The organism is Pseudomonas sp. Marseille-Q5299 (genome assembly GCF_943737035.1).
Lineage (GTDB): Bacteria > Pseudomonadota > Gammaproteobacteria > Pseudomonadales > Pseudomonadaceae > Aquipseudomonas > Aquipseudomonas putida_E.
In genome coordinates this window covers 713,830-738,963 of sequence record NZ_CALSFR010000002.1, presented here as the reverse complement: position 1 = coordinate 738,963, position 25,134 = coordinate 713,830, and the positions used below count along the sequence as shown (strand labels likewise).

The 25,134-nt window shown below is 62.4% G+C and carries 25 protein-coding genes and 1 other RNA gene; 21 read left to right on the top strand and 5 right to left on the bottom strand.

Annotation, left to right across the window (positions count from 1 at the left end; translation table 11 throughout):
* Positions 1–190 precede the first annotated feature (190 nt).
* The 5 genes from petA to NGJ21_RS07810 all read left to right on the top strand — a co-directional run bounded on the left by petA (position 191) and on the right by NGJ21_RS07810 (position 3,960).
* A complete protein-coding gene (gene petA / locus NGJ21_RS07830) occupies positions 191–784 on the top strand; it encodes a ubiquinol-cytochrome c reductase iron-sulfur subunit (RefSeq protein ID WP_039604011.1) in 594 nt (197 codons plus the stop codon).
* Positions 784–1,995 carry a cytochrome b gene (locus tag NGJ21_RS07825; protein ID WP_042111179.1) on the top strand — a complete coding sequence of 404 codons (1,212 nt, stop codon included), beginning with the start codon at positions 784–786 and terminating at the stop codon, positions 1,993–1,995. The genes petA and NGJ21_RS07825 overlap by 1 nt, the downstream gene beginning before the upstream one ends.
* Complete coding sequence (locus NGJ21_RS07820; protein ID WP_012312852.1) at positions 1,995–2,774, top strand: cytochrome c1; 780 nt, start codon at positions 1,995–1,997, stop codon at positions 2,772–2,774. The genes NGJ21_RS07825 and NGJ21_RS07820 overlap by 1 nt, the downstream gene beginning before the upstream one ends.
* 120 nt (positions 2,775–2,894) lie before the next feature.
* A complete protein-coding gene (locus NGJ21_RS07815; RefSeq protein WP_046784843.1) occupies positions 2,895–3,518 on the top strand; it encodes a glutathione S-transferase N-terminal domain-containing protein in 624 nt (207 codons plus the stop codon).
* Between the two features lie 10 nt (positions 3,519–3,528).
* A complete protein-coding gene (locus NGJ21_RS07810) occupies positions 3,529–3,960 on the top strand; it encodes a ClpXP protease specificity-enhancing factor (protein WP_046784844.1) in 432 nt (143 codons plus the stop codon).
* A gap of 51 nt (positions 3,961–4,011) precedes the next feature.
* Here the strand turns inward: NGJ21_RS07810 and NGJ21_RS07805 are convergent, their stop codons facing one another.
* From NGJ21_RS07805 to NGJ21_RS07785, 5 genes are all read right to left on the bottom strand, one after another.
* A complete protein-coding gene (locus tag NGJ21_RS07805) occupies positions 4,012–4,230 on the bottom strand; it encodes a YgdI/YgdR family lipoprotein (protein WP_046784845.1) in 219 nt (72 codons plus the stop codon).
* Between the two features lie 79 nt (positions 4,231–4,309).
* Positions 4,310–4,888, bottom strand: a complete 579-nt coding sequence (locus NGJ21_RS07800) for a BON domain-containing protein (protein ID WP_115273637.1) — start codon at positions 4,886–4,888, stop codon at positions 4,310–4,312.
* Positions 4,885–5,478, bottom strand: a complete 594-nt coding sequence (locus NGJ21_RS07795; RefSeq protein WP_008097558.1) for a phosphoheptose isomerase — start codon at positions 5,476–5,478, stop codon at positions 4,885–4,887. The genes NGJ21_RS07800 and NGJ21_RS07795 overlap by 4 nt, the downstream gene beginning before the upstream one ends.
* Positions 5,479–5,564: 86 nt before the next feature.
* A complete protein-coding gene (locus NGJ21_RS07790) occupies positions 5,565–5,936 on the bottom strand; it encodes a YraN family protein (protein WP_046784846.1) in 372 nt (123 codons plus the stop codon).
* Positions 5,936–7,753, bottom strand: a complete 1,818-nt coding sequence (locus NGJ21_RS07785) for a penicillin-binding protein activator (RefSeq protein WP_251961987.1) — start codon at positions 7,751–7,753, stop codon at positions 5,936–5,938. The genes NGJ21_RS07790 and NGJ21_RS07785 overlap by 1 nt, the downstream gene beginning before the upstream one ends.
* 187 nt (positions 7,754–7,940) lie before the next feature.
* On the opposite strand from NGJ21_RS07785, the gene rsmI reads away from it, so the two are divergent.
* The 16 genes from rsmI (at position 7,941) to ftsA (ending at position 25,090) form a co-directional block, all read left to right on the top strand.
* Complete coding sequence (gene rsmI / locus NGJ21_RS07780; RefSeq protein ID WP_046784848.1) at positions 7,941–8,816, top strand: 16S rRNA (cytidine(1402)-2'-O)-methyltransferase; 876 nt, start codon at positions 7,941–7,943, stop codon at positions 8,814–8,816.
* Between the two features lie 66 nt (positions 8,817–8,882).
* Positions 8,883–9,256, top strand: an RNA gene (gene rnpB, locus NGJ21_RS07775) — RNase P RNA component class A.
* A gap of 308 nt (positions 9,257–9,564) precedes the next feature.
* Complete coding sequence (gene mraZ / locus NGJ21_RS07770; protein WP_011535546.1) at positions 9,565–10,020, top strand: division/cell wall cluster transcriptional repressor MraZ; 456 nt, start codon at positions 9,565–9,567, stop codon at positions 10,018–10,020.
* Positions 10,017–10,964 carry a 16S rRNA (cytosine(1402)-N(4))-methyltransferase RsmH gene (gene rsmH / locus NGJ21_RS07765; RefSeq protein WP_502943494.1) on the top strand — a complete coding sequence of 316 codons (948 nt, stop codon included), beginning with the start codon at positions 10,017–10,019 and terminating at the stop codon, positions 10,962–10,964. The genes mraZ and rsmH overlap by 4 nt, the downstream gene beginning before the upstream one ends.
* A complete protein-coding gene (gene ftsL / locus NGJ21_RS07760) occupies positions 10,961–11,254 on the top strand; it encodes a cell division protein FtsL (protein WP_012312861.1) in 294 nt (97 codons plus the stop codon). The genes rsmH and ftsL overlap by 4 nt, the downstream gene beginning before the upstream one ends.
* Complete coding sequence (locus NGJ21_RS07755) at positions 11,254–12,987, top strand: peptidoglycan D,D-transpeptidase FtsI family protein (RefSeq protein WP_161872110.1); 1,734 nt, start codon at positions 11,254–11,256, stop codon at positions 12,985–12,987. The genes ftsL and NGJ21_RS07755 overlap by 1 nt, the downstream gene beginning before the upstream one ends.
* A complete protein-coding gene (gene murE, locus NGJ21_RS07750; RefSeq protein ID WP_182445246.1) occupies positions 12,984–14,474 on the top strand; it encodes a UDP-N-acetylmuramoyl-L-alanyl-D-glutamate--2,6-diaminopimelate ligase in 1,491 nt (496 codons plus the stop codon). The genes NGJ21_RS07755 and murE overlap by 4 nt, the downstream gene beginning before the upstream one ends.
* Complete coding sequence (locus NGJ21_RS07745) at positions 14,467–15,834, top strand: UDP-N-acetylmuramoyl-tripeptide--D-alanyl-D-alanine ligase (protein ID WP_115273639.1); 1,368 nt, start codon at positions 14,467–14,469, stop codon at positions 15,832–15,834. The genes murE and NGJ21_RS07745 overlap by 8 nt, the downstream gene beginning before the upstream one ends.
* Positions 15,834–16,916: a phospho-N-acetylmuramoyl-pentapeptide-transferase gene (mraY, locus tag NGJ21_RS07740; RefSeq protein WP_012312865.1), complete on the top strand. Its 1,083-nt coding sequence runs from the start codon at positions 15,834–15,836 to the stop codon at positions 16,914–16,916. Before NGJ21_RS07745 ends, mraY begins: the two co-directional genes overlap by 1 nt.
* Before the next feature lie 6 nt (positions 16,917–16,922).
* On the top strand, positions 16,923–18,269 hold the full coding sequence (gene murD, locus NGJ21_RS07735) for a UDP-N-acetylmuramoyl-L-alanine--D-glutamate ligase (RefSeq protein WP_115273640.1): 1,347 nt from the start codon (positions 16,923–16,925) through the stop codon (positions 18,267–18,269).
* The gene (ftsW, locus tag NGJ21_RS07730; RefSeq protein ID WP_046784852.1) at positions 18,266–19,480 is read left to right on the top strand and encodes a putative lipid II flippase FtsW; all 1,215 of its coding nucleotides are present in this window, start codon (positions 18,266–18,268) and stop codon (positions 19,478–19,480) included. Before murD ends, ftsW begins: the two co-directional genes overlap by 4 nt.
* A complete protein-coding gene (murG, locus tag NGJ21_RS07725; RefSeq protein ID WP_115273641.1) occupies positions 19,470–20,549 on the top strand; it encodes an undecaprenyldiphospho-muramoylpentapeptide beta-N-acetylglucosaminyltransferase in 1,080 nt (359 codons plus the stop codon). The genes ftsW and murG overlap by 11 nt, the downstream gene beginning before the upstream one ends.
* Positions 20,542–21,990, top strand: a complete 1,449-nt coding sequence (murC, locus tag NGJ21_RS07720) for a UDP-N-acetylmuramate--L-alanine ligase (protein ID WP_046784854.1) — start codon at positions 20,542–20,544, stop codon at positions 21,988–21,990. Before murG ends, murC begins: the two co-directional genes overlap by 8 nt.
* Positions 21,987–22,943, top strand: coding sequence for a D-alanine--D-alanine ligase (locus NGJ21_RS07715; RefSeq protein ID WP_046784855.1), 957 nt, complete (start codon positions 21,987–21,989; stop codon positions 22,941–22,943). Before murC ends, NGJ21_RS07715 begins: the two co-directional genes overlap by 4 nt.
* Positions 22,944–22,949: 6 nt before the next feature.
* Entirely contained in the window at positions 22,950–23,819 is an 870-nt protein-coding gene (locus NGJ21_RS07710; protein WP_012312871.1) for a cell division protein FtsQ/DivIB, read from the top strand.
* Between the two features lie 14 nt (positions 23,820–23,833).
* Positions 23,834–25,090 (top strand): cell division protein FtsA, encoded by a 1,257-nt coding sequence (gene ftsA, locus NGJ21_RS07705; protein ID WP_012312872.1) that lies wholly within the window; start codon positions 23,834–23,836, stop codon positions 25,088–25,090.
* The last annotated feature ends 44 nt before the right edge of the window (positions 25,091–25,134 follow it).

Below are 25,134 nucleotides of genomic sequence, written 5' to 3'. Positions count from 1 at the left end.
GCATGTCCGTGGTGTCCTGTCGCATAGACGCAGATCAAGCAAAGCGAGGGTTGTAGCCCAGACCTGGGTTAATCACCTTGTCACTGTGTGGATTTGTTTCTTACCATGGCGGCCAATTTGGGGTGCCACAGACATTACCTAAGTACAGGCCTGATCCAACAGGCCAAGCAAGCTGATGGGAGAGGACTGAATGAGCAATGACGGCGTCAACGCAGGCCGGCGCCGCTTCCTCGTAGCCGCGACATCCGTGGTCGGGGCAGCGGGGGCAGTGGGGGCTGCGGTACCGTTCGTGGGGTCATGGTTTCCCAGCGCCAAGGCGAAGGCGGCCGGGGCACCGGTGAAGGTCAACATCGCCAAGGTTGAGCCTGGGCAGCAGATGGTTGCGGAATGGCGTGGCCAGCCTGTGTTCATCGTGCGGCGAACGGATGAGATCCTCGGTAACCTGAAAAAAGTCACTGCCGAGCTCGCCGACCCTGAATCGAAGGCCTCCGTACAGCCGGAGTACGTCGACCCCCAGGTACGCTCGATCAAGCCGGAAATCCTCATTCTCGTGGGCCTGTGCACTCACCTTGGGTGCTCACCGACCTTCCGCCCGGAAGTCGCGCCCGCCGATCTGGGGCCCAAGTGGGTGGGCGGCTATTTCTGCCCCTGCCATGGTTCCCACTACGACCTGGCGGGGCGTGTCTACAAATCGCAGCCAGCGCCTCTCAACCTGCCAGTGCCGCCGCACTCTTACGAGTCGGATGACATCGTCGTCATCGGCGTCGACCAGGAGAAAGCATGATGAGCAAGTTCATGGACTGGATTGATGCTCGCTTCCCCGCCACCAAGATGTGGGAAGAGCACCTGAGCAAGTATTACGCGCCCAAGAACTTCAACTTCCTGTATTTCTTCGGCTCGCTGGCCCTGCTGGTGCTGGTCAACCAGATTGTCACCGGTGTATGGCTGACCATGAGTTTCACGCCCTCGGCGGAGGAGGCCTTCGCTTCGGTCGAGTACATCATGCGTGACGTGGAGTACGGCTGGATCCTGCGCTACCTGCACTCCACCGGTGCTTCGGCGTTCTTTGTCGTGGTCTACCTGCACATGTTCCGCGGCCTGCTCTATGGCTCCTATCAGAAGCCACGTGAACTGGTCTGGCTGTTCGGCATGCTGATCTACCTGGCGCTGATGGCCGAGGCCTTCATGGGCTATCTGCTGCCGTGGGGTCAGATGTCTTACTGGGGGGCGCAGGTGATCATCTCGCTGTTCGGTGCCATTCCGGTGATCGGCGACGATCTCACCCAGTGGATTCGTGGTGACTACCTTATTTCCGGCATTACCCTGAACCGCTTCTTCGCGCTGCACGTCGTGGCCCTGCCGATCGTCATTCTCGGGCTGGTCGTGTTGCACATTCTGGCCCTGCACGAGGTGGGTTCGAACAACCCGGACGGGGTCGATATCAAGAAGAAAAAGGACGAAAACGGCATCCCGCTGGATGGTATTCCGTTCCACCCTTACTACACCGTCAAGGACATTGTCGGCGTGGTGGTGTTCCTGTTCGTGTTCTGTGCGGTAGTGTTCTTCTTCCCGGAAATGGGCGGTTACTTCCTGGAAAAACCCAACTTCGAACAGGCCAATGCGTTCAAGACGCCTGAGCATATTGCGCCGGTCTGGTACTTCACGCCGTTCTACGCGATTCTGCGTGCGGTGCCCGACAAGTTGATGGGCGTAATCGCCATGGGGGCGGCGATCGCCGTGCTGTTCGTATTGCCTTGGCTCGATCGAAGCCCGGTACGCTCCATGCGCTACAAGGGCTGGATCAGCAAGGTCTTCCTGCTGGTGTTCTGCATTTCCTTCGTCATCCTCGGCATTTTGGGGGTGCTGGCACCTACGCCAGGTCGCACGCTGCTGTCGCAGGTGTGCACCGTGCTGTACTTCGCCTACTTCCTGCTGATGCCGTTCTACACAAGGCTTGAGAAGACCAAACCGGTTCCGGAAAGGGTGACTGGCTGATGAAAAAGTTGATTGCAGTATTTTTGCTGGCAGTGATGCCTGCCTTTTCCTTTGCTGCCGGACCGGGGCTGGAGCTGGACAAAGTCGATATCGACCTGACGGACAAGGCTGCGATGCAGGATGGCGCACGGACTTTCGCCAACTATTGCATGGGTTGCCACAGTGCCAAGTTCCAGCGTTACGAGCGCGTAGCCGATGACTTGGGAATACCCCATGAGTTGATGCTGGAGAAGCTGGTGTTCACGGGTGCCAAGATCGGCGACCACATGAACATCGGCATGAAGCCCGATGACGCCAAGACCTGGTTCGGTGCTGCGCCACCGGACCTTACCCTGGTTGCCCGGGTGCGTGGTACCGACTGGCTGTACACCTACCTGCGCAGCTTCTATGAGGACAAGTCGCGACCTTACGGGGTTAACAACAAGGTGTTCCCGAATGTCGGTATGCCCAATGTGCTGGTCGGGCTGCAGGGCAATCAGGTGATAGGGTGCAAGCAGGTGCAGATGGTGGTCGATGGCAAGAAGCAATTCGACCCCTTGACCGGCAGCCCTTTGACCCATGAAGCGTGTGACCAGCTGACCATCACGCCGAATTCCGGTACCCTGACGCCTGAGCAGTTCGACGAGAAGGTCAAGAACCTGGTGACCTTCCTGGCCTATTCGGCCAACCCGGTCAAACTGGAAAGCCAGCGCATCGGCACGTATGTGTTGCTGTACCTGGCCTTCTTCTTCGTGTTCGCCTACTTGCTCAAGCGCGAATACTGGAAGGACGTGCACTGATCACGCAGTAGTTTCTGGTAGTTGAACGCGCCCTGGGCGCTCCCTCGTGTATGCGAAGGGGCCTCCAGGGCGCGTTTGCATTTGCAGTTTCACAAGCATCCCCATGCGAGGAGGCGCTACATGGGCGCGACCATCAGGTTAGCCTGCTATTCCGACCCCGCTGACCATTATTCTCATCGGGTACGCCTGGTTCTCGCCGAGAAAGGTGTCAGCGTGCAGATCATCGACGTCGATCCCGGTCGTCTGCCACCCAAGCTGGGTGAAGTGAACCCTTACGGCAGCGTGCCGACCCTGGTCGACCGCGATCTTGCGTTGTATGAATCGACCGTGGTGATGGAATACCTCGAGGAGCGTTATCCGCATCCGCCCCTGATGCCGGTGTATCCGGTGGCGCGTGGTAACAGCCGCTTGTTGATGCATCGCATTCAGCGTGACTGGTGCGCGCTGGCCGATACCGTGCTCGATTCGCGCAGCAGTGATGCCGCTCGTGCCGAGGCGCGCAAGGCACTGCGTGAGAGCCTGACGGGCGTCTCGCCATTGTTCAACGAGTTCGCTTGTTTCATGAGCGATGAGCAAAGCCTGGTCGATTGTTGTCTATTGCCCATACTCTGGCGTTTGCCGGTACTGGGTATCGAATTGCCGCGGCAAGCAAAGCCGCTGCTGGATTATATGGAGCGGCAGTTCGCCCGTGAGCCTTTCCTGGCGAGCCTGTCCTCCGTTGAACGTGAAATGCGCAAGCTTTAAGGAGCCGTTGATGAACTCCAGTCGCCCCTATCTGGTTCGAGCACTGTACGAGTGGATCGTCGACAACGATTGCACGCCCCATATGCTGGTCAATGCCGAATATCCGGCAGTCCAGGTGCCGCAAGGTTTCGCCAGTGACGGCCAGATCGTCCTGAACATTTCCCCAAGTGCCGTGCGCAGCCTGCACATGGACAACGACGCGGTGAGCTTCGAGGGGCGCTTCGGTGGCGTTGCCCACTCGTTGTTCGTGCCGGTCGGCGCGATTCTGGGCATTTATGCCCGGGAGAACGGCCAAGGCATGGTCTTCGAGCTGGAGCCTCCGTTGATGGAGGGTGAAGAGCTGGAAGACGAGGGTGTCGAGCCGGATGATGATGGCCCGCCGGAAGGTGGGGGGCAGCCGCCGCGCCCGAGTGGTCGGCCGAGCCTGAAGGTGGTCAAGTAACAAAAAAGGCGATCCGGTTGGGTCGCCTTTTTCTTTGCAGCACGGTGGTGGTTACAGGTCGCTGATGGTGCGAATCTGGTCACGGTTAACGCGGGTCTGTTTACCGTCGAGCTGCTGGAACTCGTAGAAGCCGGAGTCCTGATCAAACTGTGGTTCGTCAACGGTCTGGAATTCGCGACCGTCGTTCAGGGTGATCAGGCTAGGGGTGGAGCAGCCGGCCAGGGTGGCGAAGGCGCCGATCAACAGGGCGGGCAGCAGAAGCTTTTTCATGCGGTGTTTCCTGAAGTTCTGAAGGTGGAGCCATTAGGATGCCTGTGCCGGTATGCGAGGGCCGGTGCAGGCAAGCGTATCAGTCGATGTACTCGAACAGCTTGACGATCTTTTGCACGCCCGACACGCCCTGTACCACGGCAGTGGCGGAGTTGGCTTCCTGCCGGGTAACCAGGCCTAGCAGGTAGACGATACCGTTCTCGGTGATGACCTTGATGCGTGAGCTGGGCACGGCATTGTCGGTGAGCATCTGGGTCTTGATCTTGGTGGTCAGCCAGGCGTCGTTATTGCGCGCAAGGATGGAGGAGGGTTGCATCACCTGCAGCTCGTTATGCACCCGCTTGACCCGCTGCACTTGGCTGGCAGTCTGCTCGGCCAGGCTCTTCAGGTCGGCGCGCGGGGTTTGGCCGGCGAGCAGGACAATGCCGTTGTAGCTGCTGACGACAATGTGCGAACCCTTGTCCAGATCAGGGTTGGCCTTGGAGATGTTTACAGCGGCCTTGGTTTCGATCAACGAGTCGTCGATCTTGCTGCCGATGGTGCGAGTGCCGCGATCATCCTCGATCGGCGAATTGCGGGTCGAGGTCAGTACCGAGCTGCAGCCGGTGACGCTCAGGCACAGGGTCAGGGCCATCAGGCCGAGGCGCTTGGGGATCATTCTTCACTCCCGAACAGTTGGCTGTCGATCAGATCACACAGGCAGTGGATCGCCAGCAGGTGGACTTCCTGGATGCGTGCAGTGACCGTCGAGGGTACGCGGATCTCCACGTCCTCGGGCAACAGCAGCGAAGCCATGCCGCCACCGTCACGCCCGGTCAATGCTACGACAATCATTTCGCGATCATGTGCCGCCTGGATCGCTTGAATCACGTTTGCCGAGTTGCCGCTGGTCGAAATCGCCAGCAGGACGTCGCCGGGCTGGCCCAAGGCGCGAATCTGCTTGGAAAAGATTTCGTTGTAGCTGTAGTCGTTGGCAATCGAGGTCAGTGTCGAGCTGTCGGTGGTCAAAGCGATTGCCGGCAGGCTCGGACGCTCGCGCTCAAAGCGGTTGAGCAGCTCCGAAGAGAAATGCTGGGCGTCGCCGGCCGAGCCGCCGTTGCCGCAGGCGAGCATCTTGCCCTCGTTGAGCAGCGCATTGACCATGACCAGGCTGGCCTGCTCGATGTGCGGTGCCAGGATGTCCATTGCCTGTTGCTTGGTATCGATGCTGGCCTGGAACAGCCGGCGAATTCGGGATTGCATGTCCATCTGGTGACCTTAAGTGGGGCGGTGGCCTTTGCTACGCGCAACAGGGACCAGCCCGCGAAACATAGAGCAAAAATAGGGGAGTGGGTTCAGCATTCGAAGGCGTTTTTCAGCCATTGAAGCGGCCTGCCTGCATGGTGGCTACCCTGCAAGGCGACAACATCGAAGCGGCAAGGGTGGTTGGCCCAGCAAGACTCCTTCAGCAGAAAAAGGCTGGCGGCATGCACCAGTCGCTTCTGCTTGCGCCCGTCGATACTGCCCAGGGCGCCACCGAAGCCCGCGTGCAACCGATAGCGGACTTCGACGAATACTACTGTATCGGTGTCGAGCATGACCAGATCAAGCTCGCCGCCTTTGCATCGCCAATTGCGCGTCAGCAGTTGCAGGCCTTGCCCTTGAAGAAACTCAAGGGCCTGGTTTTCTGCGGCCTGGCCGGCGCTGGTTGGCGATGCTTGGGGCATCAGCGGATGGTATCGGGCAGGCGCTTGACCTGGCCGCCAGAGAATTCAGCCCATGGCAGCTGGCGCTCGATGCGCTGGCTGGCGCTCATGCTCAGGCTGCCGGAAAGGCCTTGTACACGGTTGTCCGGCAGTGCTTTGAGCTGGCCCAGGCGTGGCGCCAGGCTATAGGCGTCTACGCCCATTGCATACAGGCGGCCGAGGCTGCCAGCGGCTTGTGGCCACTGCTGAACCACCTGCTGGCGCAGGCTGTTGGTGGTGTCGAGCAGCCACGGGGTTTCGCAGAAGCGAATGCCGTTCATGTCTTTGTACTGGTTGACGTCACCGCTGGCGCTGTAAAGATTCGAGGTGGCGTAGACCGGAACGTCGCCAGCGTACTGGAAGTTCAGGGTCGGTTTGATCTGCTGCGCCTGTTGCGGGGTCGAGGCGAGGAAGATGAAGTCGATGTCCTGGCGGCGCGATGGCTGCGCGGCAATGGTGCCGCCCACGGTGCTCTGCAGGCTCTGTGCGCGGCCTTCGCTCTGGCGCAGCTGGAACAGGTTGGCGATCTGCTGGGCCAGGGCGACCGGCTGGGCGATGCGTTCGGCGGCGATGATGGTGCCGCCATTGCCTTCCCAGTCTTGGCGGAACGCGGCAAGCACGCGGTCGCCCCATTCACCGCTCGGCACCAGGGCCACCGCGCGAACCATGCCGTCGGCGCGGGCGCGGCGCGAGACTTCGCGGGCTTCGTCTTCGGCCGCCAGGCCGAACTGGAAAAGCTGTGGCGGGGCGTTCTGGCCGGCGTCGGCGTAATTCAGGGCGAGGGTCGTGATGGGCAGCTGCGCATTGGCGGCCAGTTTCTTTACCAGCGCTTTTTCCAGGGGGCCGACTACCAGTTGCACGCCATCGGCCTGGGCCAGACGATAGAACTCGTCCAGCGAGCCGATGCGTGAGCTGTCGTACACCTGTACGGCCGGCGCTTGCTGGCCAGCTTGCTGGGCCTGGAAGTGCGCGGCCATGAAGCCGTCACGCAGGGCGCGGGCGACACCGGCAAGCGGGCCTTCCTGGGGCAGCAGCAGACCGATCTTGGTCAGCGGCTGGCTTGCCAGTTCCTTGAGCTTGACCAGAGCCGATGGCAGCTGCTGTGCCGCGGGGTGGTCGGGGTGCTGCTTGCGCCAGGTTTCGATGGCGGCCTGTTGCTGCTCCAGAGTGCCGGCGCTTTTCACGGCCAGGGCCAGGCTGGTCCAGCCGGCCAGGGTCTGGTCGCCGGCGGGCTGCTGCAGTTGCTCTGCCGGCAGCGAGGCGACCAGGGCCCAGATCGCGTCATTGTTGGCGCTGGCAGCCTGGCCGCTGAGCAGTGGGCCCAGCATTACGCGCTGTTGTGCAGCGGCCAGGGCCTGGCCGTCGGCTTCAAGGGCGGCGGCGTGGACGCCGTAGGTGCGCACCTGCTGCTCTGCCGGCAATTGGGCGAGGTGCTGCAGGCTGGTGTGCGAGAGGGCGCTGAGGGCGGCTTTGGGCTGGTTGCGGCTCATGGCCAGTTCGGCGCCAAGTGTGGCGGCGAAGATTTGTTGGGCGGGCTTGAGCGTATCCATGGGGACCTGCTCGAGAATGCGTGCGGCGCGCGGGTAATCCTTCTGCTTGTATGCCAGGTCGGCAGCGCTCAGGCGCAGCAGGGCGGCATCTTCGGCAGACGTGCTGGCCGCCGCTTTTTCGAGCAGTTGCTCGATGCTGGCGTCCGGCGTGCGTGGCAGCTCTCCGAGGCTGGATGAGGGCGAGCTGGCGCAGGCTGCCAGCAGGGCAGCGAGGCAGAGGGCTGTGAGCAGCCGCAGGCAAGCGATCATGTAAAGGTCCTGTTACTCGATCAAGTTGGCCGGCAATTGTACCCAAGCGTTGGCCGGGGCGCGATGTTGCTGAACGGGAACCTTCACTATAGGTGTACTTGACGTGGCCGCAGGTGAAGTTCTTTGCGCCCTGTTACCGGCGCTCGGGCTACAATGGCGCCTTTGATCCGAAAGGCAGGTGTGCGCAGTGACTGATGTGGCAGGGGCTTCGAAATCCACCGTGGGGACGCTGTATGTGGTCGCAACCCCCATTGGCAACCTCGACGACATGAGCGCCAGGGCATTGAAGGTGCTGGCCAACGTCGCCTTGATCGCCGCCGAGGACACCCGGCACTCGATCCGCCTGCTGCAGCATTTCGGCATCGACACGCCGCTGGCAGCCTGTCACGAGCACAATGAGCGGGACGAAGGCGGGCGATTCATCACCAAGCTGTTGGCCGGTGAGGATGTGGCGTTGGTTTCCGATGCCGGTACACCGTTGATTTCCGATCCTGGCTACCACCTGGTGCGTCAGGCGCGAGCCGCAGGCGTCGATGTGGTGCCTGTGCCTGGCGCCTGCGCGCTGATCGCCGCGCTTTCGGCGGCCGGGCTGCCTTCCGATCGGTTCATTTTCGAAGGTTTCCTCCCCGCCAAAAGCGCCGGTCGCCGTGGCCGGCTCGAGCAGGTGAAGGAAGAGCCGCGCACGTTGATTTTCTACGAAGCGCCTCATCGTATTCTTGAGTGTCTGGAGGATATGAAGCTGGTGTTCGGTGCCGAGCGCCCGGCGTTGCTCGCACGTGAGCTGACCAAAACCTTCGAGACCCTCAAAGGGTTGCCGCTCGCAGAGTTGTGCGAGTTCGTGGCGGGTGACAGTAACCAGCAGCGCGGCGAGTGCGTGGTGTTGGTCGGTGGCTGGAGTGCGCCGGAAGGTGAGGCGGCGATCAGTGTCCAAGCGCAGCGTGTGCTGGACCTGCTGCTGGCCGAGTTGCCGCTCAAGCGTGCGGCGGCCTTGGCGGCCGAGATCACCGGTGTGCGCAAGAACCTGTTGTATCAGGCGGCACTGGAAAAGCAGAAACCGCAGTAGTGGCAATTTGATATAGTTGCGGTATTGCTTGTTCTTGAGCGCAGCTGCCGTTAACCTTGGCGCCGGAGAGTCGATCGGACAGTCGCTGCCTGCTTTTGTTCCGCAACTTTTGTTGCGTAACGGCGGGGGGAGGAAAGTCCGGGCTCCATAGGGCAGAGTGCCAGGTAACGCCTGGGAGGCGCGAGCCTACGGAAAGTGCCACAGAAAATAACCGCCTAAGCACTTCGGTGCCGGTAAGGGTGAAAAGGTGCGGTAAGAGCGCACCGCACGTCTGGCAACAGTTCGTGGCTAGGTAAACCCCACTCGGAGCAAGACCAAATAGGGTTCCATCAGGCGTGGCCCGCGTCGGAACCGGGTAGGTTGCTAGAGGCGTCCAGTGATGGCCGTCGTAGAGGAATGACTGTCCTCGACAAAACCCGGCTTACAGATCGACTCTCCACCTCTCCTCCCTTCTGCTCGATCGATAGCAGAGCGCGTTTGTAATACCGAAAAGATCTTACTCTTAATAAATCACTTTAAGTTCAAACGGTATCCGTTTGAGTGGGTTTGATTTTTCACGTTTTTTTTTGCCCCCAGTACTCCTTCCTTCTTCCTTTATTGAGCTAAATCTCGGTCCTGTAAGGGTTTTCCCTATGAACGCGCCTTGACGGTGCAGCGGACGGATTCCTATAGTGTGCGCAAGTGGCAGAAAGTGGGATGAAGTGGGTTTTCTGGCACAAAAAAGCTACCATTGTGGGGAATCGCAGCCGTGTTCCGCGGAGCCAACGCCGTCAGCCTCGATGCAAAGGGCCGTCTCGCCATGCCGAGCCGGTACCGTGACGAGCTCGATTCGCGTTGCAATGGTCAGCTGATCGTGACCATCGACGCCGTCGACCCCTGCTTGTGTGTTTATCCCCTCGATGAGTGGGAGCAGATTGAAGCCAAGTTGCGTGCCTTGCCGTCGTTGCGTGAGGAAAACCGCCGCCTGCAGCGTTTGCTGATCGGTAATGCGGTGGACCTGGAGCTCGACGGCAGTGGCCGTTTCCTGGTACCGCCCCGCCTGCGGGAGTACGCCAAGCTGGACAAGAAGGCGATGCTGGTGGGGCAGTTGAACAAATTCCAGCTGTGGGATGAGGATGCCTGGAACGCAGTTTCGGCAGCCGACCTTGCAGCTATCCAACAACCGGGCGCCATGCCCGACGATTTACGTGACCTGATCCTGTGACCATAGATAGCGGCTTCAACCACATCACCGTCCTGCTCGACGAAGCTGTCGAGGCATTGGCCCTGCGCGCCGACGGTTGCTATCTCGACGGCACCTTCGGCCGCGGCGGGCACAGCCGTCTGATCCTCAGCAAGCTCGGGCCGCAAGGGCGGCTGCTGGGCTTCGACAAAGATCCTCAAGCGATTGCCACGGGGCAAGCGCTGGCGGCCGAAGACGGCCGCTTTGTCATTGTGCAGCGCAGTTTTGCCGAACTGGGCGCGGAAGTGGCCGAGCGCGGGCTGGCTGGCAAGGTCAGCGGTATCCTGCTTGATCTGGGCGTGTCCTCGCCCCAGCTGGACGACCCCGAGCGTGGTTTCAGTTTCCTCAATGACGGCCCGCTGGACATGCGCATGAACCCCGACCAGGGCGTCAGTGCTGCCGAGTTCATCGCCACCGCGCCGGTTGAGGAAATTGCCCGCGTTTTCAAAGAGTACGGCGAGGAGCGTTTTGCCGGGCGCATGGCGCGTGCCGTGGTAGAGCGCCGCGAAAAGCAGCCGTTCACGCGTACTGCGGACCTGGCCGAGGTGCTCAAGGTCGCCAACCCTGCCTGGGAAAAGGGTAAGAACCCGGCTACCCGTGCCTTCCAGGGCCTGCGCATTCACGTTAACAACGAGCTGGGCGATCTTGAGGCCGGCCTTGAAGCCGCGCTCGATGCGCTGGAAGTCGGCGGCCGTTTGGCGGTGATCAGCTTCCACTCGCTGGAAGACCGTATCGTCAAGCTGTTCATGCGCAAACTGGTCAAGGGTGAAGCGGACAACCTGCCGCGCAACCTCCCGGTTCAGCACAAGGTCTTCGAGCCGAAGATCCGTCTGATCGGCAAGGCCCAGTTTGCTTCCGAAGCCGAGCTCAAGGCCAATCCGCGGTCGCGCAGCGCCGTGATGCGGGTGGCGGAGAAGCTTCGGTGAGCCGGCTATTTGCCAAACCTTTGCCAGGCGGAAGCTTCCTGATGCTTCTGCTGTTCGTTGGCGTGCTTGTTTCGGCCATTGCCGTATCGTACAGCGCCCACTGGAATCGCCAGTTGCTCAACACCCTGTACGGCGAGTTGAATGAGCGCGACAAGGCCCAGGCCGAGTGGGGCCGGCTTATCCTCGAACAAAGCACTTGGACCGCTGCCAGCCGCATCGAGAACCTGGCTTCCGAGCAGCTGAAGATGCACGTGCCTGCCGCCGACGAAGTACGGATGGTGGCGCCATGATGAAGCTCGAAGGCGCGCTCTACCCCTGGCGCTTCCGCGTGGTGATCGGCTTGCTGGCGTTGATGGTCGGTGCCATCTGCTGGCGCATCATCGACCTGCAGGTGGTCGACCGTGACTTCCTCAAGGGCCAGGGCGATGCCCGCAGCCTGCGTCATATCCCTATTCCGGCACACCGTGGTCTGATTACCGATCGCAATGGTGAGCCTCTGGCCGTCAGTACGCCTGTCACCACCTTGTGGGCCAACCCCAAGGAAATGCAAGCCTCCAAGGAGCGCTGGCCGCAACTGGCCGCAGCACTGGGGCAAAACGCCCAACAGCTGAGCGAGCGCCTGACCCAGCAGGCCAGCAAAGAATTCATCTACCTGGTCCGCGGCCTGACCCCGGAGCAGGGGCAGCATGTGCTCGACCTGAAAGTGCCGGGTGTATACGGCCTTGAAGAATTCCGCCGCTTCTATCCCGCCGGTGATGTCACCGCGCACATGGTCGGTTTCACCGACCTGGATGACCATGGCCGCGAAGGGGTGGAACTGGCCTACGATGAATGGCTGGCCGGGGTGCCCGGCAAGCGGCAAGTGATCAAGGACCGGCGCGGCCGCTTGATCAAGGACATTCAGGTAACCAAGAACGCCAAGGCCGGCAAGACCTTGGCGTTGTCCATCGACCTGCGCCTGCAATACCTGGCCACTCGCGAACTGCGTAACGCAATCGCCGAACAGGACGCCAAGGCCGGCAGCCTGGTGATCATGGATGTCAAGACCGGTGAGGTCCTGGCGATGGTCAACCAGCCGACCTACAACCCGAACAACCGTCGCACCATGTTCCCGGCGGCGATGCGTAACCGGGCGATCATTGACGTGTTCGAGCCAGGCTCCACGGTCAAACCGATCTCCATGAGCGCCGCATTGGAGAGTGGGCGCTGGAAGCCCACCGACAAGGTCGAGGTGTACCCGGGCAGCTTGCAGATCGGCCGCTACACCATCAAGGACGTGTCCAGGAGCGAGGGGCCGATCCTCGACCTGACCGGCATCCTGATCAACTCCAGTAACGTCGGCATGAGCAAGATCGCCTTCGATATCGGCGGCGAAGCCATCTACCGGGTCATGTCCCAGGTCGGCCTTGGCCAGTACACCGGCCTTGGGTTCCCGGGGGAGCGCGTTGGCAACCTGCCCAACCATCGCGAGTGGCGCAAGGCCGAAACCGCGACCTTGTCCTATGGCTACGGCGTCTCGGTTACCGCCCTGCAGCTGGTGCATGCCTACGCGGCGCTGGCCAACGACGGCAAGATGGTGCCGCTGTCGATCCTCAAGGTCGACAAGGCGCCCGAGGCAGTCCAGGCCATTCCAAAGGACACCGCCGAGACCGTGCAAGGCATGTTGCAGCAAGTGATCGAGGCGCCGCGCGGGGTATTCCGTGCCCAGGTGCCGTTCTATCACGTGGCCGGCAAGTCCGGTACCGCACGTAAAGCCACAGTTGGCGCCAAGGGCTACACCGAAAACGCCTACCGCTCGCTGTTCGCCGGCTTCGGCCCGATGAGCGACCCGCGTTACGCCATTGTCGTGGTCATCGACGAGCCGAGGAAAGGCGGTTATTTCGGTGGTCTGGTATCGGCGCCGGTGTTCAGCAACGTCATGTCGGGCACCCTGCGGCTGATGAATGTGCCGCCAGACAACCTGCCACCGCCTGCCGACCCGCAACAAGTCAATGCAGTACCCGCCAAGGGAGGGCGTGGATGATGACAATGCCACTGAGCAAGCTTTTCGCCCACGCCAGTCGCGACCCGCTGATCCGTGAGCTGACCCTGGACAGCCGTGCTGTGCGCGCAGGTGACCTGTTCCTGGCCGTGCCGGGGGCCAAGGTCGATGGCCGTGACCATATCAGCGACGCGCTGGCCCGTGGTGCCGCCGCAGTCGCTTACGAACAGCAGGGCACCCATGTGCTGCCGATCACCGATGTGCCGCTGATCCCGGTCAAAGGCCTGATCGCCCAGCTGTCGGATATTGCCGGCCGCTTCTATGGCGAGCCGAGCCGTCAGCTGAACCTGGTCGGGGTTACCGGCACCAACGGCAAGACCAGCGTCACTCAGCTGGTGGCCCAGGCGCTCGATGCACTTGGCCAGCGGTGCGGCCTGATCGGCACCCTGGGTACCGGGTTTCATGGTGAGTTGCAGAGCGGTCGGTTGACCACGCCAGACCCGATTGCGGTGCAGTCGACCCTTTATGATCTGAAAAAGGCTGGCGCCAAGGCTGTGGCGATGGAAGTATCCTCGCACGCCCTGGAACAGGGTCGTGTTGCTGCGCTGGAATTCGATATCGCGGTGATGACCAACCTGTCCCGTGATCATCTGGACTATCACGGCAGCATGGAGGCCTATGAGGCCGCGAAGGCCAAGCTTTTCGCCTGGCCTGGCCTGCGTTGCCAGGTGGTCAACCTGGATGACGGATTCGGGCGTCGCCTGGCGGCTGATTTTGCCCGTCGTCCGAGTGTCGATCATATCGAGACCCGTTTGCTCAGCTATAGCCTGGAAAACTCCGACGCTTCCTTGTATTGCCGTGAAGCCAAATTCGACGACGATGGCGTACGCGCCATCATCGTCACTGCCCAGGGTGAGCGCACCTTGCGCAGCCAGCTGCTGGGCCGCTTCAACTTGAGCAACATGCTCGCGGCCGTGGCCACTCTGATGGCTCTGGATTATTCGCTGGATGAAATCCTCAAGGTCACCCCGCAATTGCAGGGCCCGGTGGGCCGCATGCAGCGCCTTGGCGGTGGTGAGAAGCCGCTGGTGGTGGTCGACTACGCGCACACTCCTGACGCCCTGGAAAAAGTACTCCAGGCCCTGCGCCCGCACGCCCACGGCCAATTGCTGTGCCTGTTCGGTTGTGGCGGCGATCGCGATCGTGGCAAGCGTCCGCTGATGGCCGAGGTGGCCGAGCGCCTGGCTGACCGTGTACTGGTCACTGACGATAACCCACGTACCGAAGACCCGCAGGCCATCTTCAACGACATTCGCCCTGGTTTTGCCCGGCCCGCCGAGGTCGAGTTCATCGCTGGCCGTGGCGAGGCCATTGCACACCTGATCGCTTCTGCTGCCGCCTCGGACGTCATCGTCCTGGCCGGCAAGGGGCACGAGGATTACCAGGAAATCAATGGCCAGCGCCATGACTTCTCCGACTTGGTCGAAGCCGAAAAGGCACTTGCAGCCTGGGAGGCTCCACATGCTTAAGCCCATGACACTCAGCCAGCTGACCGCAGCACTGAGCGCTCGCCTGGTCGGCGCAGACGCCAGCTTCAGCGGTGTCAGCATCGACAGCCGCAGCGTCGGCGCCGGGCAGTTGTTCGTCGCCCTGGCGGGGCCGCGTTTCGATGGCCACGACTACCTGGCCGATGTGCAGGCCAAGGGGGCTGTGGCAGCGCTGGTGGAGCGTGAAGTGGCCGATGTCGACCTGCCGCAACTGGTGGTTGCCGACAGTCGTCTGGCCCTCGGCCAGCTTGGTGCGCTGAACCGTGCCGGCTACGACAAACCTGTGGTAGCGATCACCGGCTCCAGCGGCAAGACCACGGTCAAAGAGATGCTTGCCTGCATCCTGCGTACCCGTGGCCCTGTTCATGCCACCCGTGGCAACCTGAACAACGACCTGGGTGCACCGCTGACCCTGCTGGAAATTGCCCCGCAGCACAGCGCCGCCGTCATTGAGCTGGGCGCTTCGCGCATTGGCGAGATCCGCTATACCGTGGGCCTCACCCAGCCACAGGTGGTCATCATCAACAACGCAGGTACTGCCCACGTCGGCGAGTTCGGCGGGCCAGAGAAGATCGTTGAAGCCAAGGGCGAGATTCTCGAAGGGCTGGGCGAGGGTGGCACGGCCATCCTCAACCTGGACGACAAGGCCTTTGCCATCTGGAAGGCGCGTGCGGGTGCGCACAAGGTCATCAGCTTTGCCCGCAGCGACGCCCGCGCCGACTTCCATGCCACCGACATCGGGCGCGACGCGCGGGGTTGCCCGTCGTTCACACTGCATGGCGCCGGCGCATCGGTGGCCGTGCAGCTCAATGTGCTCGGTGAGCATAACGTCAGCAACGCCTTGGCCGCCGCCGCCGCCGCCCATGCCGTTGGTCTGAGCCTGAGCGGCATTGCCGCCGGCCTGAACGCCATGCAGCCGGTCAAGGGCCGTACCGTGGCGCAAATCGCCCCGAATGGCGTGCGCGTGATCGATGACAGTTACAACGCAAATCCCACCTCGATGTGCGCGGCCATTGATATACTCGCCGGCTTTTCCGGTCGCACCGTTCTGGTGCTGGGGGATATCGGCGAGCTGGGGCAGTGGGCCGAAGAAGGCCACCGTCAGGTGGGCGATTACGCGCGCGGTAAGGTCGATGCCCTGTATGCAGTGGGTACCAACATGACACATGCGGTCAAGGCGTTCGGCGCCAATGGCCGTCATTTCGCAACTCAAGCTGAGCTGATCGAGGCCGTTCGTGCCGAAACTGCCAGCAACACCACTATCTTGATCAAGGGCTCGCGCAGCGCTGCGATGGAAAACGTCGTGGCTGCATTGTGCGGTGCCAGCGGGGAGAAACATTAATGCTGCTGCTGTTGGCTGAGTATCTGCAACAGTTCCACAAAGGCTTCGCGGTCTTCCAGTACCTGTCCCTGCGCGGGATCCTTGGCGTACTGACCGCGTTGTCGCTGGCGCTGTGGCTGGGCCCGTGGATGATCCGTACCCTGCAGATCCGCCAGATCGGTCAGGCCGTCCGTAATGACGGCCCGCAATCGCACTTGTCCAAATCCGGCACGCCAACCATGGGTGGTGCCTTGATCCTGTCCGCCATCGGCATCAGCACCCTGCTGTGGGCCGACCTGTCGAACCGCTATGTGTGGACGGTACTGATCGTCACGCTGCTGTTCGGCGCCATCGGGTGGGTCGACGACTACCGCAAGGTGATCGAAAAGAACTCGCGCGGCCTGCCTAGCCGCTGGAAGTACTTCTGGCAGTCGGTGTTCGGCCTGACGGCGGCGATCTTCCTGTATCAGACGGCCCCGACCACTGTCGAAACCACCCTGATCGTGCCGTTCCTCAAGGACGTCACCATCCCGCTGGGCATCGGCTTCGTCGTCCTCACCTACTTCGTCATCGTCGGGTCGAGCAATGCGGTCAACCTGACCGATGGCCTCGATGGCCTGGCGATCATGCCGACGGTGATGGTTGGCGGTGCGCTGGGCATCTTCTGCTACCTGTCGGGTAACGTGAAGTTCGCTGAGTACTTGCTCATTCCTTATGTGCCGGGTTCAGGTGAGCTCATCGTGTTCTGCGGCGCGCTGATCGGCGCCGGCCTGGGCTTTTTGTGGTTCAACACCTATCCGGCCCAGGTGTTCATGGGTGACGTCGGCGCGCTGGCGCTGGGCGCTGCACTGGGCACCATCGCCGTAATCGTGCGCCAGGAAATCGTGCTGTTCATCATGGGCGGCATCTTCGTGATGGAAACCCTGTCGGTGGTGATCCAGGTGGCTTCCTTCAAGCTGACCGGCAAGCGCGTGTTCCGCATGGCACCGATCCACCACCACTTTGAACTCAAGGGTTGGCCTGAACCACGGGTGATTGTCCGTTTCTGGATCATCACCGTGATTCTGGTGCTGATCGGCCTTGCAACCCTGAAACTGAGGTAGACGAGCGTGTCACTGATCGCTTCCGACCAATTCCGCATCGTTGTCGGCCTCGGCAAGAGCGGCATGTCCCTGGTTCGCTTCCTGGCGAACCAGGGCATTGCCTTTGCGGTCGCCGACACCCGCGAGCAACCGCCGGAACTGGACACCCTGCGCCGTGATTACCCGCAGGTGGAAGTACGCTGTGGTGAACTGGACGTGGACTTCCTGTGCCGCGCCAACGAGTTGTATGTGAGCCCAGGCCTGGCACTGGCCACGCCGGCCCTGCAGCAGGCGGCGGCGCGTGGCGTGAAGCTGTCCGGTGACATCGAACTGTTCGCCCGCCATGCCAAGGCGCCGATCGTGGCGATCAGTGGCTCCAATGCGAAAAGCACGGTAACCACCCTGGTCGGCGAGATGGCCGCCAAGGCCGGCAAGCGCGTGGCCGTCGGCGGCAACCTGGGTACACCGGCCCTGGACCTGCTCAGTGATGATGTCGAGCTGTATGTCATGGAGCTGTCGAGCTTCCAGCTGGAAACCACCGACCAGCTCAATGCCGAAGTTGCCACGGTGCTGAACATCAGCGAAGACCACATGGACCGCTACAGCGGCCTGCCGGCCTATCACCTGGCCAAGCACCGGATATTCCGTGGCGCCCGCCAAGTGGTGGTGAACCGCCAGGATGCCCTGAGCCGGCCGTTGCCGGTCGAAAATCGCCCGTGCTGGAGCTTTGGCCTGAATCAGCCGGACTTCAAGGCCTTCGGCTTGCGTGAAGTCGAGGGCGAGAAGTACCTGGCTTTCGAGTTCCAGGCACTGATGCCGGTCCGTGACCTGAAAATTCGGGGTGCCCACAACCAGAGCAACGCCCTGGCGGCCCTGGCCCTCGGGCATGCCGCCGGTCTGCCGTTCGAGCCGATGCTCGAAGCCCTGCGCGAATTCGGCGGCCTGGCCCATCGTTGCCAATGGGTGCGTGCGCGCAACGGTGTGAGCTGGTACGACGATTCCAAGGCGACCAACGTCGGTGCTGCCCTGGCCGCCATCGAAGGCCTGGGCGCGGATATCGACGGCAAGCTGGTGCTGATCGCCGGCGGCGACGGCAAGGGTGCCGATTTTGCCGCCCTGCGTCAGCCGGTGGCACGTTTTTGCCGCGCCGTTGTGTTGCTCGGCCGTGATGCCGAACGCCTGGCCGAGGTGCTAGGTGATGCCGTGCCGCTGGTGCGGGTCAAGACGCTGGACGAGGCCGTGCAGCAATGCGCCGAGCTGGCCCTGCCGGGTGACGCCGTGTTGCTGTCGCCGGCGTGCGCCAGCCTCGACATGTTCAAGAACTTTGAAGAACGCGGGCGGCTGTTCGCCCAGGCGGCGGGAGGGCTGGCATGATCTTCGGCATCCTCAAGCCGTACCCGTCGCCGCTTATCAGCGGCCGTGGCATCGACCTCGACTTCGCCTTCCTGGCCGGCTGCCTGGCGCTGCTCGGCCTGGGCCTGGTGATGATCACCTCGGCGTCGTCGGAAGTGGCCGCAGTACAGTCAGGCAACCCGCTGTACCACATGTTCCGCCATCTGGTTTATGTGGCCATTGGCCTGGTCGCCTGTGGTGCGACCCTGCTGGTGCCGATCGCCACGTGGCAGCGCATGGGCTTCATGATGCTGGTTGGTGCCTTTGGCCTGCTGGTACTGGTGCTGGTGCCTGGCATTGGTCGGGAAGTGAACGGCTCGATGCGCTGGATCGGCTTCAGCTTCTTCAACGTCCAGCCTTCGGAGATCGCCAAGGTCTTCGTGGTCATTTATCTCGCCGGCTACCTGGTACGTCGGCAGACCGAAGTGCGCGAAAGCTGGATGGGCTTTTTCAAACCGTTCATCGTGCTGCTGCCGATGGCCGGCCTGCTGCTGATGGAGCCGGACTTCGGTGCCACCGTGGTCATGATGGGCGCTGCCGCAGCCATGCTGTTCCTCGGCGGAGTAGGGTTGTTCCGCTTCAGCCTGATGGTGGTGCTGGCGGTGGTCGCAGTGTTCGTGCTGGTGCAGGCGCAGCCCTACCGGATGGCGCGCCTGATCACTTTTACCGACCCCTGGTCCGACCAGTTCGGCTCTGGTTACCAGTTGACCCAGGCATTGATCGCCTTCGGCCGCGGCGAGTGGCTGGGCGTAGGGCTGGGCAACAGTGTGCAAAAGCAGTTCTACCTGCCTGAAGCGCACACCGACTTCGTGTTCTCGGTACTCGCCGAGGAGTTGGGCGTGGTCGGTTCGCTGGTGACCATCGCGCTGTTCGTATTCGTGACCGTGCGCGCCCTCTACATCGGCCTGTGGGCCGAGAAGGCCAAGCAGTACTTTGCCGCCTACATGGCATTTGGCCTGGCGTTCCTGTGGATTGGCCAGTTCCTGATCAACATTGGCGTGAACGTCGGCTTGCTGCCGACCAAGGGCCTGACCTTGCCCTTCCTCAGTTACGGGGGCAGCTCCCTGGTGATCTGCTGTGCCTGCGTCGGCTTGTTGCTGCGTATCGAATGGGAAAGCCGCACGCACTTGGGCAGCGAGGAACACGAATTCAGCGAAAGCGATTTTGCCGAGGAGACCAGTCATGGCCGCTGACGGCAAAAACGTACTGATCATGGCGGGTGGCACCGGAGGCCATGTGTTCCCGGCCCTGGCCTGCGCACGTGAGTTCCAGGCGCGCGGCTATACCGTGCACTGGCTGGGCACCCCCCGCGGCATCGAGAATGAGCTGGTCCCCCAGGCCGGCCTGGCGCTGCACCTGATCCAGGTCAGCGGCTTGCGTGGCAAGGGCAAGCTGTCGCTGCTCAAGGCACCGTTTACCCTGGTCAAGGCCGTGCTCCAGGCGCGGCGTATCATTGGCCAGCTCAAGCCGGTCTGCGTGATCGGCTTCGGTGGCTATGTGACCGGCCCTGGCGGCGTCGCCGCGCGTCTGTGCGGTGTGCCGCTGGTGATTCACGAACAGAACGCCCGCGCCGGTACCGCCAATCGCCTGCTGGTGCCGTTGTCGGCGCGTGTCTGCGAGGCTTTCCCAGGCACGTTTGAAGCTGGCGAAAAGCTGCGTACCACCGGCAATCCGGTGCGCCCTGAGCTGTTCATGGACGCGCAGCGTGCGCCCTTGGGCGAGCGCCGTGCCCGCCTGTTGGTCATGGGTGGCAGCCTGGGTGCGGAACCATTGAACAAATTGTTGCCTAAGGCCCTGTCCGAGGTGCCCGCTGACCTGCGGCCCGAGGTGTTCCATCAGGCCGGCAAGCACCACGCGCCGATCACCGCCGAGCGTTATCAAGAGGCGGGTGTCGAGGCTCAGGTAGAGCCGTTCATCAAGGACATGGCCCACGCCTACAGCTGGGCCGACCTGGTGGTGTGCCGGGCCGGTGCCCTGACCGTCAGCGAGCTCGCGGCGGCCGGCCTGCCTTCGATGCTGGTGCCTTTGCCCCATGCCATCGACGACCACCAGACCCATAACGCCCAATATCTGGCTCGGGAAGGCGCCGCCTTCCTCATGCCACAAGCGACAACTGGCGCAGCGCAACTCGCTGAACGCCTGAACGAGGTGCTGATGCAACCCGAGAAACTCAACACCATGGCACGCACCGCACGGGGCCTTGCCAAACCTTCCGCAACCAGCACCGTGGTCGATATCTGCCTGGAGGTGGCCCATGGTTGAAAGCCAGAAAGCCATGCCCCAGCCGAAGATGGGCCGTATTCATCGTATCCACTTCGTCGGTATCGGCGGCGTGGGCATGTGCGGTATTGCCGAAGTGCTGCTGAATCTGGGCTATGAAGTGTCCGGCTCCGACCTCAAGGTGTCGCCGGTTACCCAGCGCCTGGAGTCGTTCGGTGCCGAGATCTTCGTTGGCCACCGTGCCGAAAACGCCGCCAATGCCGATGTACTGGTGGTGTCCAGCGCCATCAACCCGGCCAACCCGGAAGTCGCCACTGCGCTTGAACGGCGCATCCCAGTGGTGCCGCGTGCCGAAATGCTCGCTGAGCTGATGCGCTACCGCCATGGTGTGGCGGTTGCCGGTACCCATGGCAAAACCACCACCACCAGCCTGCTGGCCTCGGTATTTGCCGCCGGTGGCCTGGACCCGACGTTCGTCATCGGTGGCCGCCTGACCGCTGCCGGCACCAATGCGCAGTTGGGAACCAGCCGTTACCTGATCGCCGAAGCCGACGAAAGCGACGCCAGCTTCCTGCACCTGCAGCCGATGGTTGCTGTGGTCACCAACATCGACGCCGACCACATGGCCACCTACGAGGGTGACTTCAACAAACTGAAGAAAACCTTCGTCGAGTTCCTGCACAACCTGCCGTTCTACGGCCTGGCCGTGATGTGCCTGGACGACCCGGTGGTGCGTGAGATCCTGCCGCAGGTCAAGCGCCCGACCGTGACCTACGGTTTCAGCGAAGAGGCTGACATCCGCGCGATCAACGTCAGCCAGAAGGGCATGCAGACCCACTTCACCGTGCTGCGCCGTGATCGTGAGCCGCTGGAAGTGTCGGTCAACATGCCGGGTAACCACAACGTGCTCAATGCCCTGGCCACCATCGCCATCGCCACCGACGAAGGCATCAGCGACGAAGCCATCGTGCAGGGGCTTTCGGGCTTCCAGGGTGTCGGTCGACGCTTCCAGGTGTACGGCGAACTGCCGGTTGAAGGCGGCAGCGTGATGCTGGTCGACGACTACGGCCACCACCCGACCGAAGTGGCGGCGGTGATCAAGGCTGTACGCGGTGGCTGGCCAAGCCGTCGCCTGGTCATCGTCTACCAGCCACACCGTTACAGCCGCACCCGTGACCTGTACGACGATTTCGTGCAGGTGCTGGGCGATGCCAACGTGCTGCTGCTGATGGAGGTGTACCCGGCCGGTGAAGAGCCGATACCCGGTGCCGACAGCCGTCAGCTGTGCCACAGCATCCGCCAGCGCGGCAAGCTGGACCCGATCTACATCGAACGCGGCGCCGAGCTGGCACCGCTGGTCAAGCCGCTGCTGCGTGCCGGTGACATCCTGCTGTGCCAAGGTGCCGGCGATGTCGGTGGCCTGGCCCCGCAATTGATGAAAAGCCCGCTGTTCGCTGGCGCCAAGCAGGAGAAGTCGAAATGACCAGCGCCTACGAGAAGCTACATTCAACCCTGGACGTCAACGCGTTCGGCCGTGTCGCTGTACTGTACGGCGGCAAGAGCGCCGAGCGTGAAGTCTCGCTCAAGTCGGGCGCTGCCGTGATCGAGGCGCTGCGCAGCGCCGGTGTCGACGTGGTCGCCATCGACGTGGGCGATGACCTGCTGGCCCGCCTGCAAAGCGAGAAGATCGACCGTGCCTTCATCATCCTGCACGGCCGCGGCGGTGAGGACGGCAGCATGCAAGGCCTGCTGGAGTGCCTGGGCATTCCCTACACCGGCAGTGGCATCCTCGCCTCGGCCCTGGCCATGGACAAGCTGCGGACCAAGCAGGTATGGCAAAGCCTGGGCATTCCGACCCCGCGTCATGCTGTGCTGGCCAGCGAAGAAGATTGTGTTGTAGCTGGTACGGAACTGGGCTTCCCGCTGATCGTCAAACCTGCCCATGAAGGCTCTAGCATCGGCATGGCCAAGGTGAACAGCGAGCAGGAACTGGTCGCTGCCTGGCAAGACGCCGCCAAATACGATTCTCAGGTGCTGGTCGAGCAATGGATTCACGGCCCGGAGTTCACCATTGCCGTTCTGCGTGGCCAGGTGCTGCCGCCGATCGCCCTGGGCACTCCGCACGTGTTCTACGACTACGACGCCAAGTACATCGCCAATGACACCCAGTACCGCATTCCGTGCGGGCTGGACAGTGCCAAGGAGCAGGAGCTTATCGACCTGACCGCGCGCGCCTGCGATGCCATCGGCATTGAAGGGTGGGGCCGTCTGGACGTGATGCAGGACGAGCAGGGCCGGTTCTGGCTGCTCGAAGTAAACACCGCGCCGGGCATGACTGATCATAGCCTGGTGCCCATGGCGGCCCGCGCGGCCGGTCTGGACTTCCAGCAACTGGTGCTGGCGATCCTGGCCGACAGCGTAGCGACGCGAGGTTAACAAACCATGCAAGGCGCAATGATACGTCAGCAGCAACCCGTTACCGGCCGTAGCAAGCCGGTGCCGCGTGGTGCCAGCCGACTGGTGGCCGACGAGCCCGTATCGGCGCGCCTGCCGCGGCCCAGCCTGGGCGGCCTCAAGCGCCTGCTGTGGCCGGTGTTGCTGGTGGCCGCAGGCTTTGGCGCCTACGAGGGCGCCATTCGCCTGATGCCGTACGCCGACCGGCCGATCACCAAGATCGACGTGCAGGGCGACCTCAGTTACATCAGCCAGCAGTCGGTGCAGCAGCGGATCGCGCCATACGTGGCAGCGAGTTTCTTCAGCGTCGACCTCACGGCGATGCGAGCCGAGCTCGAACAGATGCCATGGATCGCCCACGCCGAAGTACGCCGGGTTTGGCCGGACGAGGTGGTGATTCGCCTGGAAGAACAGTTGCCGGTGGCACGCTGGGGTGAGGAAGCCTTGCTCAACAACCAGGGCCAGGCCTTCACCCCGCGCGAGTTGGCCAACTACGAGCATCTGCCGCAGTTGGCCGGGCCGCAGCGTGCCCAGCAGCAAGTCATGCAGCAGTATCAGGTTTTGAGCCAGATGCTGCGCCCCTTGGGCTTTTCCATCGCTCGCCTGGAGCTGCGCGAGCGTGGCAGCTGGTTCCTGACCACCGGTGCGGGCAGCACCGGGCAGGGCGTCGAGCTGCTGCTGGGGCGCGATCATCTGGTGGAGAAGATGCGCCGTTTCATTGCCATTTACGACAAGACACTCAAAGAGCAGATCACCAACATCGCCCGCATTGATCTGCGTTATTCCAACGGACTTGCCGTTGGTTGGCGGGAACCGAACGCACCGACGACGGCCCAACCCGCCGTTGCGAAGAATTAGAGAGAGGCAGGACCATGGCAAACGCGCATAGCGGCAAAATGATCGTCGGGCTGGACATTGGCACCTCCAAGGTGGTGGCGCTGGTGGGTGAAGTAGGCGAAGACGGTACCCTGGAGATCGTCGGGATCGGTACTCACCCTTCCCGCGGCCTGAAGAAGGGCGTGGTGGTGAACATCGAGTCCACCGTGCAGTCGATCCAGCGCGCAGTGGAAGAAGCGCAGCTGATGGCTGGCTGCCGCATCCACTCGGCGTTCGTCGGCGTGGCCGGCAACCATATCCGCAGCCTGAACTCCCACGGCATCGTCGCCATTCGCGACCGCGAGGTCAGCCTTGCCGACCTCGAGCGTGTGCTTGACGCTGCCCAGGCCGTGGCCATTCCGGCTGACCAGCGCGTGCTGCACACCCTGCCGCAGGACTACGTGATCGATAACCAGGAAGGTGTGCGCGAGCCGCTGGGCATGTCTGGCGTGCGCCTGGAAGCCAAGGTTCACGTGGTCACTTGCGCGGTCAACGCGGCGCAGAACATCGAGAAGTGCGTGCGCCGTTGTGGCCTGGAAATCGACGACATCATCCTCGAGCAACTGGCCTCGGCCTACTCGGTGCTGACCGACGATGAGAAAGAGCTCGGTGTGTGCCTGGTGGACATCGGCGGCGGCACCACCGACATCGCCATCTTCACCGAAGGCGCGATCCGTCACACTGCGGTCATCCCGATTGCCGGCGACCAGGTCACCAACGACATCGCCATGGCCCTGCGTACACCCACCCAGTACGCCGAGGAAATCAAGATCCGTTACGCCTGCGCCTTGGCCAAACTGGCCGGCGCCGGCGAGACCATCAAGGTGCCGAGCGTGGGCGACCGCCCACCGCGCGAACTGTCGCGCCAGGCCCTGGCCGAGGTGGTAGAGCCCCGTTACGACGAGCTTTTCACGCTGATCCAGGCCGAGCTGCGCCGCAGCGGTTACGAGGACCTGGTGCCGGCCGGCATCGTCCTCACCGGCGGCACCGCGAAGATGGAAGGCGCCGTGGAACTGGCCGAAGAAATTTTCCACATGCCGGTACGCCTGGGCGTACCGCACAGCGTTCGGGGGTTGAGCGACGTGGTGCGCAACCCGATCTATTCCACCGGCGTGGGCTTGCTCGCTTACGGCCTGCAGAAGCAGTCCGAAGACTTGCCCCTGACCGGTAACAGCAGCAGCAACAGCTATGGCGATGAACCGAAGGCCCCAGTGCTTGAGCGCTTCAAGCGGTGGGTTCAGGGCAACTTCTAAGTTTCAAAGCAGTAGTGGTAGGCGCGACAACTAGAGAACTGAAA

Excerpts from the sequence above, each read along its gene's own strand:
- petA (WP_039604011.1), top strand. The coding sequence starts at position 191 with ATGAGCAATGACGGCGTCAACGCAGGCCGGCGCCGCTTCCTCGTAGCC.
- NGJ21_RS07825 (WP_042111179.1), top strand. The coding sequence starts at position 784 with ATGAGCAAGTTCATGGACTGGATTGATGCTCGCTTCCCCGCCACCAAG.
- NGJ21_RS07820 (WP_012312852.1), top strand. The coding sequence starts at position 1,995 with ATGAAAAAGTTGATTGCAGTATTTTTGCTGGCAGTGATGCCTGCCTTT.
- NGJ21_RS07815 (WP_046784843.1), top strand. The coding sequence starts at position 2,895 with ATGGGCGCGACCATCAGGTTAGCCTGCTATTCCGACCCCGCTGACCAT.
- NGJ21_RS07810 (WP_046784844.1), top strand. The coding sequence starts at position 3,529 with ATGAACTCCAGTCGCCCCTATCTGGTTCGAGCACTGTACGAGTGGATC.
- NGJ21_RS07805 (WP_046784845.1), bottom strand. The coding sequence starts at position 4,230 with ATGAAAAAGCTTCTGCTGCCCGCCCTGTTGATCGGCGCCTTCGCCACC.
- NGJ21_RS07800 (WP_115273637.1), bottom strand. The coding sequence starts at position 4,888 with ATGATCCCCAAGCGCCTCGGCCTGATGGCCCTGACCCTGTGCCTGAGC.
- NGJ21_RS07795 (WP_008097558.1), bottom strand. The coding sequence starts at position 5,478 with ATGGACATGCAATCCCGAATTCGCCGGCTGTTCCAGGCCAGCATCGAT.
- NGJ21_RS07790 (WP_046784846.1), bottom strand. The coding sequence starts at position 5,936 with ATGCCCCAAGCATCGCCAACCAGCGCCGGCCAGGCCGCAGAAAACCAG.
- NGJ21_RS07785 (WP_251961987.1), bottom strand. The coding sequence starts at position 7,753 with ATGATCGCTTGCCTGCGGCTGCTCACAGCCCTCTGCCTCGCTGCCCTG.
- NGJ21_RS07755 (WP_161872110.1), top strand. The coding sequence starts at position 11,254 with ATGAAGCTCGAAGGCGCGCTCTACCCCTGGCGCTTCCGCGTGGTGATC.
- murE (WP_182445246.1), top strand. The coding sequence starts at position 12,984 with ATGATGACAATGCCACTGAGCAAGCTTTTCGCCCACGCCAGTCGCGAC.
- NGJ21_RS07745 (WP_115273639.1), top strand. The coding sequence starts at position 14,467 with ATGCTTAAGCCCATGACACTCAGCCAGCTGACCGCAGCACTGAGCGCT.
- mraY (WP_012312865.1), top strand. The coding sequence starts at position 15,834 with ATGCTGCTGCTGTTGGCTGAGTATCTGCAACAGTTCCACAAAGGCTTC.
- ftsW (WP_046784852.1), top strand. The coding sequence starts at position 18,266 with ATGATCTTCGGCATCCTCAAGCCGTACCCGTCGCCGCTTATCAGCGGC.
- murG (WP_115273641.1), top strand. The coding sequence starts at position 19,470 with ATGGCCGCTGACGGCAAAAACGTACTGATCATGGCGGGTGGCACCGGA.
- murC (WP_046784854.1), top strand. The coding sequence starts at position 20,542 with ATGGTTGAAAGCCAGAAAGCCATGCCCCAGCCGAAGATGGGCCGTATT.
- NGJ21_RS07715 (WP_046784855.1), top strand. The coding sequence starts at position 21,987 with ATGACCAGCGCCTACGAGAAGCTACATTCAACCCTGGACGTCAACGCG.
- NGJ21_RS07710 (WP_012312871.1), top strand. The coding sequence starts at position 22,950 with ATGCAAGGCGCAATGATACGTCAGCAGCAACCCGTTACCGGCCGTAGC.
- ftsA (WP_012312872.1), top strand. The coding sequence starts at position 23,834 with ATGGCAAACGCGCATAGCGGCAAAATGATCGTCGGGCTGGACATTGGC.